General features: G+C 61.0%; 14 protein-coding genes. 10 read left to right on the top strand and 4 right to left on the bottom strand.

The window, feature by feature from the left end:
• The first annotated feature begins 195 nt into the window (after positions 1-195).
• On the top strand, positions 196-1,635 hold the full coding sequence (locus tag MMF96_RS02630) for a Fic family protein (protein ID WP_256882462.1): 1,440 nt from the start codon (positions 196-198) through the stop codon (positions 1,633-1,635).
• Between the two features lie 70 nt (positions 1,636-1,705).
• On the opposite strand, the gene MMF96_RS02625 is transcribed toward MMF96_RS02630, so the two are convergent.
• The gene (locus MMF96_RS02625) at positions 1,706-2,320 is read right to left on the bottom strand and encodes a recombinase family protein (protein WP_256882461.1); all 615 of its coding nucleotides are present in this window, start codon (positions 2,318-2,320) and stop codon (positions 1,706-1,708) included.
• Between the two features lie 649 nt (positions 2,321-2,969).
• Here MMF96_RS02625 and MMF96_RS02620 point away from each other — a divergent pair.
• Complete coding sequence (locus MMF96_RS02620; protein WP_256882460.1) at positions 2,970-3,335, top strand: SHOCT domain-containing protein; 366 nt, start codon at positions 2,970-2,972, stop codon at positions 3,333-3,335.
• A 54-nt stretch (positions 3,336-3,389) separates the two neighbouring features.
• On the opposite strand, the gene MMF96_RS02615 is transcribed toward MMF96_RS02620, so the two are convergent.
• The gene (locus tag MMF96_RS02615; protein WP_256882459.1) at positions 3,390-3,626 is read right to left on the bottom strand and encodes a hypothetical protein; all 237 of its coding nucleotides are present in this window, start codon (positions 3,624-3,626) and stop codon (positions 3,390-3,392) included.
• Between the two features lie 79 nt (positions 3,627-3,705).
• Between MMF96_RS02615 and MMF96_RS02610 the strand changes: the two genes are divergently transcribed.
• A complete protein-coding gene (locus MMF96_RS02610; RefSeq protein ID WP_256882458.1) occupies positions 3,706-5,004 on the top strand; it encodes a hypothetical protein in 1,299 nt (432 codons plus the stop codon).
• Between the two features lie 79 nt (positions 5,005-5,083).
• A complete protein-coding gene (locus MMF96_RS02605) occupies positions 5,084-5,233 on the top strand; it encodes a hypothetical protein (protein WP_256882457.1) in 150 nt (49 codons plus the stop codon).
• On the opposite strand, the gene MMF96_RS02600 is transcribed toward MMF96_RS02605, so the two are convergent.
• Positions 5,217-5,867 (bottom strand): hypothetical protein, encoded by a 651-nt coding sequence (locus tag MMF96_RS02600; RefSeq protein WP_256882456.1) that lies wholly within the window; start codon positions 5,865-5,867, stop codon positions 5,217-5,219. The genes MMF96_RS02605 and MMF96_RS02600 overlap by 17 nt on opposite strands.
• 190 nt (positions 5,868-6,057) lie before the next feature.
• Between MMF96_RS02600 and MMF96_RS02595 the strand changes: the two genes are divergently transcribed.
• The 5 genes from MMF96_RS02595 (at position 6,058) to MMF96_RS02575 (ending at position 9,430) form a co-directional block, all read left to right on the top strand.
• On the top strand, positions 6,058-6,903 hold the full coding sequence (locus MMF96_RS02595) for a GIY-YIG nuclease family protein (RefSeq protein WP_256882455.1): 846 nt from the start codon (positions 6,058-6,060) through the stop codon (positions 6,901-6,903).
• 203 nt (positions 6,904-7,106) lie between these two features.
• A complete protein-coding gene (locus tag MMF96_RS02590; protein ID WP_256882454.1) occupies positions 7,107-7,322 on the top strand; it encodes a hypothetical protein in 216 nt (71 codons plus the stop codon).
• 490 nt (positions 7,323-7,812) lie between these two features.
• On the top strand, positions 7,813-8,283 hold the full coding sequence (locus MMF96_RS02585) for a helix-turn-helix domain-containing protein (RefSeq protein ID WP_256882453.1): 471 nt from the start codon (positions 7,813-7,815) through the stop codon (positions 8,281-8,283).
• Between the two features lie 137 nt (positions 8,284-8,420).
• Entirely contained in the window at positions 8,421-9,071 is a 651-nt protein-coding gene (locus tag MMF96_RS02580) for a hypothetical protein (RefSeq protein WP_256882452.1), read from the top strand.
• A gap of 158 nt (positions 9,072-9,229) precedes the next feature.
• Positions 9,230-9,430: a hypothetical protein gene (locus MMF96_RS02575; protein WP_256882451.1), complete on the top strand. Its 201-nt coding sequence runs from the start codon at positions 9,230-9,232 to the stop codon at positions 9,428-9,430.
• Between the two features lie 108 nt (positions 9,431-9,538).
• On the opposite strand, the gene MMF96_RS19850 is transcribed toward MMF96_RS02575, so the two are convergent.
• Positions 9,539-9,943 carry a hypothetical protein gene (locus tag MMF96_RS19850; RefSeq protein WP_375141395.1) on the bottom strand — a complete coding sequence of 135 codons (405 nt, stop codon included), beginning with the start codon at positions 9,941-9,943 and terminating at the stop codon, positions 9,539-9,541.
• A 1,308-nt stretch (positions 9,944-11,251) separates the two neighbouring features.
• On the opposite strand from MMF96_RS19850, the gene MMF96_RS19845 reads away from it, so the two are divergent.
• Entirely contained in the window at positions 11,252-12,301 is a 1,050-nt protein-coding gene (locus MMF96_RS19845) for a hypothetical protein (protein ID WP_375141394.1), read from the top strand.
• Positions 12,302-12,403 lie beyond the last annotated feature (102 nt).

Below are 12,403 nucleotides of genomic sequence, written 5' to 3'. Positions count from 1 at the left end.
GCAGCAACACCCCCGCCTCCGCACACATGGTGCCCAGCTGGGGTACAGGTTATCTGGACGTAGGCACAGCAGCGGCAGAGCATCGAGATAGGGTCCTCTGGGAGGACAGACTGACACATCTGGCGGATGGCCCAGACCCTAACTGGACATTGGGTGTTAGCTGATCGCTGTAGTCCGTCCCATAGAGTGGTTTCCATGACCGAGCCCTCGCTGCCCAGTACCGTCCCGCATGTCTCATACGAGAGCATCTGCAATTTTGACGATTGGGCAACGCTCAATGTCGATGCAGTTAAGTTTGAAGTCCTCTTGAAACGGCTGCGTGCGGCGGGGGATCCCGGAGGTGGCAAGGGCCTGCGGTGGGCTCAGGACAGGATACTGCGCGCAACAGCCTTCGAGACAGGTGCCGTGGAGGATCTCTACGACGAGGGTGCAACTCAGAGCGTCGCCATGGAATCCGACGGCTGGGAACAGGAATTGGCCGACAGCGGGGACGGTGCGGGTCAGCACTTCGAGGACCAGCTCGCCGCCTACCTGGCGGTTCGAGACTTAGCGTCCGCGGATCTTGGTCGACCTCTTGCCGAGACTGATATCCGGGAGCTGCATCGGGTGGCTACGCGCTCCCAGCGGACGCACCCTGTCCAGACCGTGGTTGGCGTCCAGCAGCAACCATATGAGCCCGGCGCGTATAAGACCAAGCCTAATCACGTAAGAAATCGTGCCGGCACAATTTTCCATTACGCGCCAGTTGAAGATGTCGCACCGGAGATGAAGCGTCTTGTGGATACCATGCGCACAGAATCATTTCGTGCATCTCACCCCGTTATCCAATGTGCTTACGTCCACTGGGCAGTAGCGCACGTTCATCCATTCGCGGATGGAAACGGAAGGATGGCCCGTGTCGTCGGTTCCATCCCGTTGCTCGCAGAATTTGGCATACCTTTGGTCGTGTTTGCTGGGCGTAAGAGGCTGTACCTCCAGGCGCTGGAAGCAGCGGACCGGCATGCGCACCAGGAAATGGTGGACTACGTTGCTGCCAGGGCTCTCGAAACCTATTCCTGGCTGGCCGAACTAATGGAGGGCGCGAAGGCTGCGGATTCAAATGAGAACATCCTCGGCGATATCGAACGCCTCTTACGCAGCGGTGATGAACCGTTGGAAACGAGCATGGAAGCTGCCGAGCGACTTAAGGAGGCAATGTTCCAAGCAATCGAGAATGAATGCACAAGACGGTTCGATGGCACAAAGGTCAGATTCAACGTGGCCTATGTGGAGAGCTACTCAGTATCAAAAGCCTCCGAGCGGGCAATCCTCGACTATGCCTACACAAATATTTATGGAGACGTTGAGGTAATACTCAGCGCTGACGAAGTTGACAAGCACGAAACGAGGACAAGCGTTCAGTGCGGATATACCGACTTGAGTGGTCACCCGCCACTAGCAATCCAACACGACGCGGGTGCAGATGTGTATTTCAACCTTGAGGACTGCAGCCCTGACCTAAGCGTCGGTGCCGACCTGCGACTTCGGAATCTCGCCGCCACAGTTGTCGCCGACGTCACCCAGAAGTTCAGCAAAGATTTGGCGAACATCTTCAAGAGTCACGGCAGATTGCCCTCGGATGGGGCTCCGGAATAGGACAGCTTGCCGCTTAGCCATGACCCGCCTTCCTAGTTGCTCGCCACACTACTAGAAAGCAACACTCACCTCACTTCCCCGCCAACACCCTTTCCCCATCCGGCCGAAGCTCACCCGTCGGCCCCACATGCCTGTACAGCGTCTGCCGGGTAACACCGAGCTCGGCGCACAGCTCACCCACTACGGTCCCCGGCCTGCCCATCGACGCGACTGCCAGCCGCAGCTTCGCCGGCGTCATCTTCGGCGGCCGACCTCCTACGCGGCCGCGGGCCCTTGCTGAGGCCAAGCCTGCAGCAGTTCGCTCGCGGATCAGTTCGCGCTCAAATTCGGCCAGGGACGCAAAAATTCCGAAGACCAGCTTGCCGGAGGCGGTCGTGGTGTCGATGGCGGCGCCCTGGCCGGTCAGAACCCTCAGGCCGATCCCCCTCTCGGTCAAATCTTCCACCGTGGTGACCAAGTGCTTCAGTGAGCGGCCGAGCCGGTCGAGCTTCCAGACCACCAGCGCGTCGCCGTCGCGGAGGGCTTTGAGGGCCGCTGCCAACTGCGGCCGGTCATCACGCTTGCCGCTGGCATGATCCTCATATATGGAGCCGGGCTCGACGCCGGCGGCCAGGAGAGCGTCCCGCTGCAGGTCGGTTGACTGGGAGCCGTCTGATTTTGAAACGCGTGCGTAGCCGACCAACATGTGATTTTCTCCTTGATTTTGTCGCATCACTAAAACGAACGATTAGGTGACAGGGAGTGCCGGGATGCTGAAATCGCCTGGCTGTGTCACGAAACCCGTCCCTGTATGTACGCTCCGAAAACCGCGGTGGTTTTCAGATAAGTGGCATGTGTTCGGATGGAGAATTGAATGTCGACGCTGTTGATGTTGGGTGCACCACCTATGATCAGATTTCAGATATCTATCACTCCGGGGGAGCACCATGAAGGACGATTCCGTATCAGCTACCGAAGCCGCCTCGGCAGCGAGTAGAAAGCGACAGGCCGGCATAGCGGACGTGCGCGCCTGGTACTCACATCAGGCTGTGCAGCTAGGCCAAGAGACCCCGGAACTGAGGGCCGAGTACCTGCGCGCACTGGGCGAGCTTGACGCTCAGTACGAGCGTGCTGTCGAGCCATACCGGCGGTTGCGCCTCGCGACCTACCCCGGCGAGCCGTTGCCGGAATTCCTACAGCCGGGATTTGGCGGCACGGAGCCGTCTCCACCACTGCCAGCAGAGGCCGTGCCCCTGGGCTCGCCTGCCCCGTCTCCGGCTCGGCGGGGTGGGAAGACGTCAGGCCCGGCATGGCCCTTCGTTTTGGGGATTGGTGTCATTGTGGTGGGTGCCATCATGGGCTACACCGTCCCTGTAGGGAGAAACTGCGGTGGAGCTTTCGCTGGCAGCAACACGAAGGCCGCAGGTGAAGATATTGCCAATGCCATGAATGGGAAATTGACTCACGTGGCTGACGCCTGCGCCGCGGCGGCTCCGGCACAGATGGGGGTGTACTGGGCGATCATTGGCTTCGGGGCGGCCATCGTAATTCTCGGAATCGTCCTCAACTCTGTGGCTCAACGGCCGCCAGTCGTGGTCGGGCAACAACCGGTCGCCAGCGCCTCAGCGGAGCTGATGAGGCTGGCGACCCTCCGCGACCAGGGTGCCATCACCGCCGACGAGTTCCAGATGCTCAAGCGCAGGGTGATCGGCGCGCCGTAAAGACTAACCCGACTTCCGTCGGGCCTCCGGGCCGGCCCACCCGCGCCCGGGTCCTCACCGACCATGCCGGTCACTTCGCTCAACCCGATGAATCGCGTCGGCGGGGAACCATTCCATGCGTTGCCCGCTGGCGTCGTCCCGCCAACTAATGAGGCCGAAAGAGCGGGTGTAGGCGACCGCGCGGCCGTACACCTCACCGACATTCACCAGCGGCATCTCCCAGACCGGCAAACGGCGCGTCGGCCCATCAGCAAGTTTCGGATGGCGGTCCTCGGCATCGACGATGGACATAAGGATTGCATTATTTTCTGGATCGAATTTATTCCCGACTTACGATTTCAGTGAGATGGGTCAGGCGTAAAATTGCCATATGGCTGGTGAAGTCCCGGTTTGCCCTCGTGGGCATCCGGAGGGTCGGGTTGTTCGTGATGGTATCCAGAAGGATGGCGGGCGTCCTCGGCAGCGCTGGCGGTGCATTCTTCCAGGAGGTGAGTTTCACCGCTTCCTTGGTGTGGTCAGTCGGACACGTACGAGCCTGGAGACGTGTGTTGAGTGTGAGAACCACATTGCCGCTTACGAAGGGCCCGCGGCACCGGCCCAATTTGAATATCTGATTCGTGAGATTGCCGGCGCTCTGGTCGATGTTGGCCGAGGGAGTAGCTACACCGACGCGGCCAGACGCGTGCATATGCAGGCGATGGGGAACTCTCCATTGAAGCTGAAGCATGAGGTCAAGAACGGCCAAACCGTGGCTGAATGGATGGCTGATTTCGTGCCGGTGGTGGCCGCACCGCAGGCGCAGGAAAGCTGGCCGGAAGTCCTCGTTCTGGACTCCTTGTGGTTCTGGTGGCGAGGAACCGGCGAGATCAAGACGAGTACACCGCTGTACTCGGTACTGGCTGCTTATGGCTATGACCGAGAGGGGAAGAATGGCAGGCTGTGGCGGCTGGAAGCCCATCCAGCACAGAATGCGGCGGCATGGTGCGAATTCTTCTCCCACCTCCCAGGAGAGCCGATGTCAATTGTCGCTGATGAGGACGCTGCCATTCGGGGAGCGATCATAGCCAGGTGGGGTGCCGATTTCTGGAGGGAACGGTACCACTCCTGTGAATATCATCTATACGCCAGCGGTTCCCAGGTACTGAGCCGGACGGCCGTCGCCAGCGAACTGCGGGGCCTGTTCCACAACGCGCTGACCAGCAGGGAAGCGTGGGATTCCTTTGAAACTGCCGTGAAGACAACGGGCCCGTTGCCCTTGCAAACCTGGGTATTGATTCATGGCGAGCAGGTCCGACGGCAAACCACACGCAGGAGCTCAATCCCTCCGGTCTACTCCAATGGAGCACTTGAAAACGCACTCACCCGCGTACGAACCATCATCGGAGAGCGTGAGTTCTCCTACCGCAACCGAGCCCGCCTGAACCTGCTGCTGGAACTTTTCCGGCTCGCCCTGCTCCGCGCCGACAACCCCTCGGATTACGCAACCGCCATCCGTGCCCACTTGATCAAGCACCAAGGGCACCCGAAACGCAGCTACCGTGAAATCTACGACCATCAAAGCAACGACAACGGAACAAGGACCAACAGCCTTTGGTCCCCAGCCGCACAGCTGAGGCTACACACCGGCTCCGATCAAAAACACACGGATCCCATCTCACTGGAATCGTAAGTCGGATTTATTCACGGGAAAAGTATGTTCCGGTGGTCTGACATAGTACATAGCTGGCAGGCTGGCCTATCCTTGGATCATGATCATCACGGCCACCCTGGAAACCATCGAGACGGACGCCATTGAGCACACCGAGGTGGAATGCCAGGGCTACGCAGCCGGATTCGACCAACTGCGACGAACAGTTCCTGAGGGTTCGCGGCTGTTGAGTGTCAGAGTGGCCAGGTAGAGACGGTGGGCGCGGCGGGAGGCGGATTGGGACAATGGTCGGCGTCGGATAGGCCCGCCGGCTCCCAGTGGCAAGGCGTTAGGTGCTTGCAGGGGGACTCATTTCTTCTGTTAGCCATCGGCAGCATGCCGAATTCGGCTATGAATTGCCGCAGCAATTGTTCCTCGATGCAGACGGGGTAGACATTCGGGGTCGCCATCCAGCAAACGAGAAGGTCCTTGTCCGCGTTGGGCACCTGCCAGATTGCCCTGCCACCGGCGTGGTTGTCTGCTGTCCCGGCACCGTACCGGCGGTACAGACTGAGCCGGTCCTTGAGACTGACGCCTCGATTCAGCTCGCCGGCCTTGCCGATGTACAGGACAGGTGTAGGCAGGTCCCAGGCGGCCTGCAACTCTTCGAGCGGGAGCATAGGACTGTGGTCCTTATACTCGAACGTGGGGTTGAACTCCATGAGCTGGACGTCGGTCGGCCATTCCCGGATCACGACGTAGACGCCAGGCCTTCCCCATGTTTCGTCAGCGTGCCCCTGAAGCGCCCCGAACGGCACGAACCCCTTGAATCCCGCGGCGCATAGGCCCTCTATGGTGAACTGCAGGCGAGTACTGCTCTCGACTTCTTGGTCCAAACTGTGCATGAATCGAGCATGCCACAGCCCCCGACGTCGTACGGCCACTCGCACTGCTCACCACCGCCGTTCACACAGCAATCAATGCGCGTGACGGATTTTGGGGTGCGAATCCGGGCGGTGTGTGACGTGGTGCCTGCTGAGTATGCAGCGCAAGGCGCGGGTGTGCCTTTTCGAGGACGCCGCTAGACTCAGCTGGGTGACAATAACTACACCGTTCACGGGGCGGCTAACCTTCGGTGACATCGTTGAGGCTTCCGGAGTCGATCCGCGTGAGATTTTGCTGCTGCGTCACACATACAATGCCGACGGGCTGGCGGGTCCCGCGGACTTGACCCCGGAAAAAATACATGAGTCCGTGCGCTGGCAAGGAGTTCGAAATAAAGTCGGGAAAACGCCGCCCAAGTATTGGCTGAATTTCGTTGCCGCTGGCGGCCGCCGGTCTCGGTTCCTCTTTGCGTACGAGAACAATGGGGAAATTAAGGATATGCGGACGGCGGACATGCGCTGCTTCGATCTTCGGCCATCGCCGTTCCTTAGCGATCTTGAGGGCCGCTTGGTCGTTGAGTGGTCGAAGGACGCTGTGAACTGGGCGAAGCCGGCGTTGGACTGCGGCGGATTCTTGGTCACGGAGGTCGCTGACGCCCGCCCCGAACCCTTCCCAGGTTTTGACGGTTTGGTGCTCCCCTTTATCGAACTCTTGGCGGTAATGGAGGACTCGCGCTACGGGCGATGGCGCCAGGCTTTGAGCTCGGTCCAAGGTATCTACCTGATTGCTGACACCAAGACCGGACAGCTTTATGTGGGGAAGGCCGATGGCGCCGAACGCATGCTGGGACGCTGGAGTCAGTACGCGAAGACGGGCCATGGCGGAAACGTCGGCCTGCGTGACTTGGACAAGCTGGACCCAACCCATCGGCAGCACTTTCAGTTCAGCATTCTGCGTGTCTTCGACCCGGGTGCATCAATGGCGGAAGTGGATGCAGCAGAGTCCCACTACAAGCGGATCCTGCTCACCCGGCAGTTCGGCCTCAACAGGAATTAAAGCGGCGTCAGCTCGTACAGGAGGTGTCCTCGTGCCGCACATATCGGCACGCGGCCCCGTGCCACCACTGCCTGCGAGGCAGCCGGTCCGATGGACGCTGCGGTGGGCGGTGTGGGGTGGGGCCCGGTTTGGTGGAACGACACCCGTGGCGAGCCTGGGGCATAGAAGCCACAGTGAACACATTTAAGAAGCCCCAGGTCACCATGTCCGCTACTATCGAAACGCTCGCATTGATCTCAGCGTCCGCCGCGGCCATAGCCGAACTCCCTGCCGCGATTGCCGCCCATGAAACGTTGGCTTCCACTACCGCCACGGCCGATGCGGTAGTGGAAATGCTGAAGGCGATCCTGGTGGGCGCCGGGCTCACCGAAGTCCTGGCAGACCTTGCGCTTGACGTGATCAGCCCGACAGTGCGGTAGCCGGGGCAAAACAACGGAATGGCAAGCAGAGGGCGGTTCGGCAACGGGGCCGCCCCTTGCCGCGTCCGGCAACCAGCATTGCTCCGCAACACTGTACCCTAGCCGTCCAATCTCCTTCCGCAGTTGGTTTCCGTGGAATCGCAGATCTTCCACACATGCCAATTTCCTTGCAAACAAAGGATGTAGGCATGTTTCCACAGTTTCCACAGATATATATATTAAGAGGATATGTATATGTATATAGGTACCCCATCTTTACAAGTACGTCTCTCCCTCTATATATATGTCTCTCTTCCCCGGACGCCAAAACCTGCGGAACTGCGGAAAATCTTCAAAATCCTTGTAAACAAAGGGAAGTAGGAGCGCGACGGGCGTTTGAAAAGTGCGGAAACGGCTGCGGAGTTCTGTGGAGACGCTCAGAAGTCTTCTGCGGAGCGACACGCTGACGTCACAAAGCAATTTATGCGGAATTGTAGGGGATACTGGTTATATGAACTCCACCCCGAGCCCCGACATAGACCCTCAGGCACAAAAAACACTCGCAATCTCCCGCGTGGCAGCAGCTGCGCTCCGGGAGCGGCTGGCGAAGGAAGAGCTGGCTGCCGCCGAGAACCTCATGGAGATCGAGATCGACACGTCTAGGCGACTGGGGGTCTCCTGGGCCATGCTCGCCGAACTCACAGGACTGACCGAGCCCCAGGTCCGCTGGAGGCTGCACCGCTACGACCCGTCTGTCCGTGCGAACCGGCTCAAGGCGTTGGTCCCTGAATCGGAAAAGAAGGACAGGACCGGTCCCCGTCCCGGTCAGGGCCCCGGCATGAGCGTCACCGAGTACGCACGCACGGTCGGCGTATCCCGCAAGACCGTGTACGCCTGGATCGACGAGGGCAGGATACAGGCAGCGCAAAACGAAATCGGGATCACCCGGGTGCTCAGCACCCGCGACCCACGTAATTCCTAGCAAGCAACCCTGAGGGTCCGCCCATGTGGCGGGCCTTTTTTTGTGCCGAAAAACTCCCGCGTAACACTTTCATTTGCTGATTATTGCTGTTACGTGTAGTGTGGTTCTTAGTTGCTCCTCCCAATGAAAGGTCCACCATGGCCCTCGCGACAACCGGGTTCAACGCCACAGACTGGCAGACCCACTACGACCTCATCTGGGGACGTCACGATTACCCCGAAGATGCGCTGCTCACGGTCAACTGGCTGGAAGACAACGGCATGATGCCGTCCATCCACGTCCCGCTCGCCGATCCTGATGCCGTTTGGGAAGTCATCCAACGTGTCGGCAAGGACCGTGCCGCCTATATTGGCATCGCCCCTCGCATGCCAATCGTGCTGGAGGCCAAACAGAACGGCCGGTGGCGCCGCGGCAAAAAGTCCGAGGTCTATCCGATCCCGGCCATCTTCGCCGACATCGACGTCCGGTCCGGAACCCACAAGAGCGACAACCTCCCCACCTGGGAGGAAGCTGATCAGTGGCTCCGGGACTTCCCCCTCAAGCCAACCATCCTGTTCAACACCGGTGGCGGCTACCACGCGTGGTGGGCCCTGGACGAGCTTCCCACCGCTGATGAGCAGGCGGAGATGCTCCTGAAAACAAAGCGATGGTGGCTCCATCGGGCCGAGCAGGACGGGAAACACTTCGACGGAGGTGTCCTAGAGCCACTCCGGATCCTGCGGGCCGGAGGCTCGCTTATCGGAAAGAACGGCAACCTGAACCCCATCTCGATCGTCGAGGTGAACTGAGGGTGGCCGCCGTATTCGGGATAGCCGAATTCCAAGGCTTGCCAGATGTTGTCCTTCGTCGCGAATCGGCTTCGAGAGAGGTGCCCGCGGCTCGCCAGCCGGCCGCGACGAGCGCCTTCAGCGTCACCGACTTTCAGAAGCTGCCAGAGGCTCCTCTCGTGCAGACCATGAAGGCCGAGGCCGAGGAAGCCCGAAACTGCGCACGTGAAGAGGCGGACTTCTGGTCGGTCAGGTCCAGGCTGGACGACGTCATCCAGCTCGCGCTCGCGCTCGGCTACCCGGTTGACGAGGCCACCCATTTGGTTGAAGCGGCCCTGAAGTCGCTCACTGAACACAGGTATGAGGCCAACGACTTTTAGCCCTTCCGGCTTGGGGCAGACAGCCATCTGCCCCAAGACTCAACACTCCGAATCTAACTCTTACTGTCCGTCGATACTGACTTACGACTCCAACTTAAGGACACCATGTCAAACGCTTTCGCCATCACCGACTTCCAGGAACTCCCCGCCGTGACGCTCGAGAAAGAACGCCTCGCCGCCGAGGCCAAGGCCAACCGGGCTGTCACTCTCCGCTCTGTTCCCGCTGGCTCCGGTCTCGCCGGAAGCGGCCGTGCGTACTCTACCGTCGAGCGTGAAGCTCTCCCTGGCACCCGTCTCGACTTGGCATTTCCGGTCTCGGAGTTTTTGGAGCGGGTGTTTGACATGCAGCTCAACGTCGGCGGCATGACATTCCCCGACGGCGCCGGCGGCCACGAGCACGGCAAGCGCCACGTCCTCCTTCACCCGGTTGACGATGATGGCATCGAGCGCGCCACGGTCTACGGCGAGTACACCGCCCAGTGTCTGGGCGTGGAGCCGGACGACGGCTCGCACTCCACCTTCAGCTTTCTGATCAGGGCATTCTGCGAGGGCGACACCCGCTTGGCCGCCAGGGTTGCAGCCCACTTCCTGGACACCGACGACCTGAAAGGCCTGGTCGACCTGCTGGTCGGGCAGCCGTCAGTCGACGACTTGCGATCCGCCCTCCCGATCCGCCTCGCGCCCGAGCCGTCATGGGCACCCGACACCGTCACGGACATTGCAGTGCCGCTTATGGCTGTGGTGAAGGCAGCCGCTGTCGACGGTGTCACTACCGACCCAGTCGCAACCATGGCTGTGGGGCCAGTGGCCGGCACGATAGCCGAACCCGCCCCCAAAACCGCGCCGACGGTCATGGATGGCCTGGTCCCCGGCAAGACAGTCCGCCTGGCAATGGGGAACCCTACTGACGGCGAGTTCGTCCAGGTCGGTGGCCCGCAGACCGGTTACTATGTGACGCGGATGGCCACGCGCCCCGACGGCGAGTCATACCCGATCGACGTCCCGATCACCAACTGGATCGCGTTCCGGTCTCGTTCGACCCAGCAGCTGCTCCTGAAGGTGACCGGCGAGGCCCGCCCCGTTGGAGAGGCCTTCTTCACGGTCACGATCGTCACGGCATCCGGCTACGTAATTGAGCTGCACGACCTGACGGCGGCCGAGTCCGTGGACTGTCGGAAGATCCTGGAGAAGGCCAACGCCGGCATTGCCCTGCCCATCAAGCTCGATGACCGGGCTCGGATCAACAACATGCTTTTGACCTTGGGGTGGCACGACGCGCAGTTGAAAAGCCAGGAATTCACCTCCACAGGCTTGTACCTCCGGCCCGGCGGAAAGCACGTCCTCATGCTGCCCGCAGGGTCGATGACCGCAGACGGAATCAGCCGTGACTTTACGGTCACCGCGCCCGCACACTCGGAAGAAGGCGCGCTCAAGCCGGCACAGGAAGCCACCGGCTTCGACCGGATCGCTGAAGGCGATGAACTGCGTGCCGCGGCCAAATGCATCCCGGCGCTGCTCGCCACGGTTCCGAACCGGCCCAGCGCTGCGCTCGCACTCCTGGGCGGTGTAGCTGCGGCGTTCCTGCCTCTCTCCCGAAAGACCAGCGTCCTCCTCCTGGGCGCCTCTGGCTCGGGTAAGAGCTGGCTTCTCTCCTGCGGGCAGTCGTTCTTCTCCGGGGTTGGCATTACCGGTTCTGACTTCTCCATGAGCTTTCAGAACGCTTCCAGGGTGGGGGCCGAGATTGCCATGGGCTGGGCAAACAGCACGCCGTTCATTGCTGACGACTTTAGGTTCGAGGGCGATCATGACGCTGACAAGGCCATGCGCGCCGCGGTCGGTGCGGTGATCCAGGCGTCCTACGGCGCGGACTCCGGGACGAAGGGCACGCAGGCGCGAGGCCTCAAGGGCGGTAGCGCGATCAGCACCCTGACATTCATCTCCGGAGAGGGCGCCCCGCCGTCCGGCCCGGCCATTATCAACCGCATCGTTGCAATCGAATTCCAACCTGGTGACATTGCAATCTCGCCTATGCACTACTCGCCCATCGACGATTTCAAGAACCAGTTCGGCAACACCGGGGTGGCTCGTTCGTTCTTTGCCAATTTCATCCGCTGGATGATGCGCCAGCTCGACGCAGCGGGCGGCGTCCTGGCCTTCCGTGCCGAGAACGACCGCATGAAGGGCGAATGGGCTTCCTCTCGCGGGCAGTCCCGCGCCTCTGAGAACTCAGCCACGCTGGCAGTCGGCTGGCTGCGCTTGCACGAGTGGGCGGCAGAGGAAGGCATCTCGGACATGCTCCCGAGCATGGAGGTCGTCTCTCGTGAGCTCAGCACCCTGGTCGAGTCCAACAACGAGTCGGTAGCCGAGGTCGGCTACGGTCGTCAGATCGTCCATGAGATCGGTGACTACCTGGCCGGCGGCTTGGGTTACCTCGAGGACCACCGCAAGCTGCGGCCGGCCGGCGATTCCTCAGTCTATGGGTGGATTCAGGACCCAGATTACAACACCTGGGGCACCAAGAACCGCGACCTCATGGGCGTCCTCTCAGAGGACCGCAGCCAGGTCCTTATCTACCCGGCTTTCATGCGGGCGATCAAGAAGCGCCTGGGCAACACCATGAGCGCCAGCCAGTTCGGGCTGGTCTTGCAGGAGTACCTGGCGAACGGCACTAAGCCTAATCAGGAGGCTCCCACGGCCATGGGAGTCGGGCGCCCTCGCGGCTTCATCTTCGCCATCGAGACCATCGGTCTGGACGCTCCGGCCAAGCAGCCGAAGGTTACGTTTGCGATGCCAACTGCGGCCGCGACGCAGGCTCCGACACCTGCTGATAGTGCGCCTCAAGAATTCAACGACGTAGACGACGATTTCTAGCAGGCGTTGCGGGTACTCCGGCCAAGCATACGCAAGCCAGCGCCGTCACCCCCGCGGCGGCGCTGGCAGCCGCCGTGGCAGCAACGCAGACACCACTCCAGG

This window comes from Arthrobacter sp. STN4 (assembly GCF_024539665.1).
In the GTDB taxonomy this organism is placed as follows: domain Bacteria; phylum Actinomycetota; class Actinomycetes; order Actinomycetales; family Micrococcaceae; genus Specibacter.
This window is presented reverse-complemented; position numbering and strand designations above follow the sequence as displayed.

Coding starts and splice junctions, on each gene's coding strand:
- MMF96_RS02630 (WP_256882462.1), top strand. CDS start 196: ATGACCGAGCCCTCGCTGCCCAGTACCGTCCCGCATGTCTCATACGAG.
- MMF96_RS02605 (WP_256882457.1), top strand. CDS start 5,084: ATGATCATCACGGCCACCCTGGAAACCATCGAGACGGACGCCATTGAG.
- MMF96_RS02590 (WP_256882454.1), top strand. CDS start 7,107: ATGTCCGCTACTATCGAAACGCTCGCATTGATCTCAGCGTCCGCCGCG.
- MMF96_RS02585 (WP_256882453.1), top strand. CDS start 7,813: ATGAACTCCACCCCGAGCCCCGACATAGACCCTCAGGCACAAAAAACA.
- MMF96_RS02600 (WP_256882456.1), bottom strand. CDS start 5,867: ATGCACAGTTTGGACCAAGAAGTCGAGAGCAGTACTCGCCTGCAGTTC.
- MMF96_RS02620 (WP_256882460.1), top strand. CDS start 2,970: ATGGGCTACACCGTCCCTGTAGGGAGAAACTGCGGTGGAGCTTTCGCT.
- MMF96_RS02615 (WP_256882459.1), bottom strand. CDS start 3,626: ATGTCCATCGTCGATGCCGAGGACCGCCATCCGAAACTTGCTGATGGG.
- MMF96_RS02580 (WP_256882452.1), top strand. CDS start 8,421: ATGGCCCTCGCGACAACCGGGTTCAACGCCACAGACTGGCAGACCCAC.
- MMF96_RS02625 (WP_256882461.1), bottom strand. CDS start 2,320: ATGTTGGTCGGCTACGCACGCGTTTCAAAATCAGACGGCTCCCAGTCA.
- MMF96_RS02610 (WP_256882458.1), top strand. CDS start 3,706: ATGGCTGGTGAAGTCCCGGTTTGCCCTCGTGGGCATCCGGAGGGTCGG.
- MMF96_RS19845 (WP_375141394.1), top strand. CDS start 11,252: ATGCGCGCCGCGGTCGGTGCGGTGATCCAGGCGTCCTACGGCGCGGAC.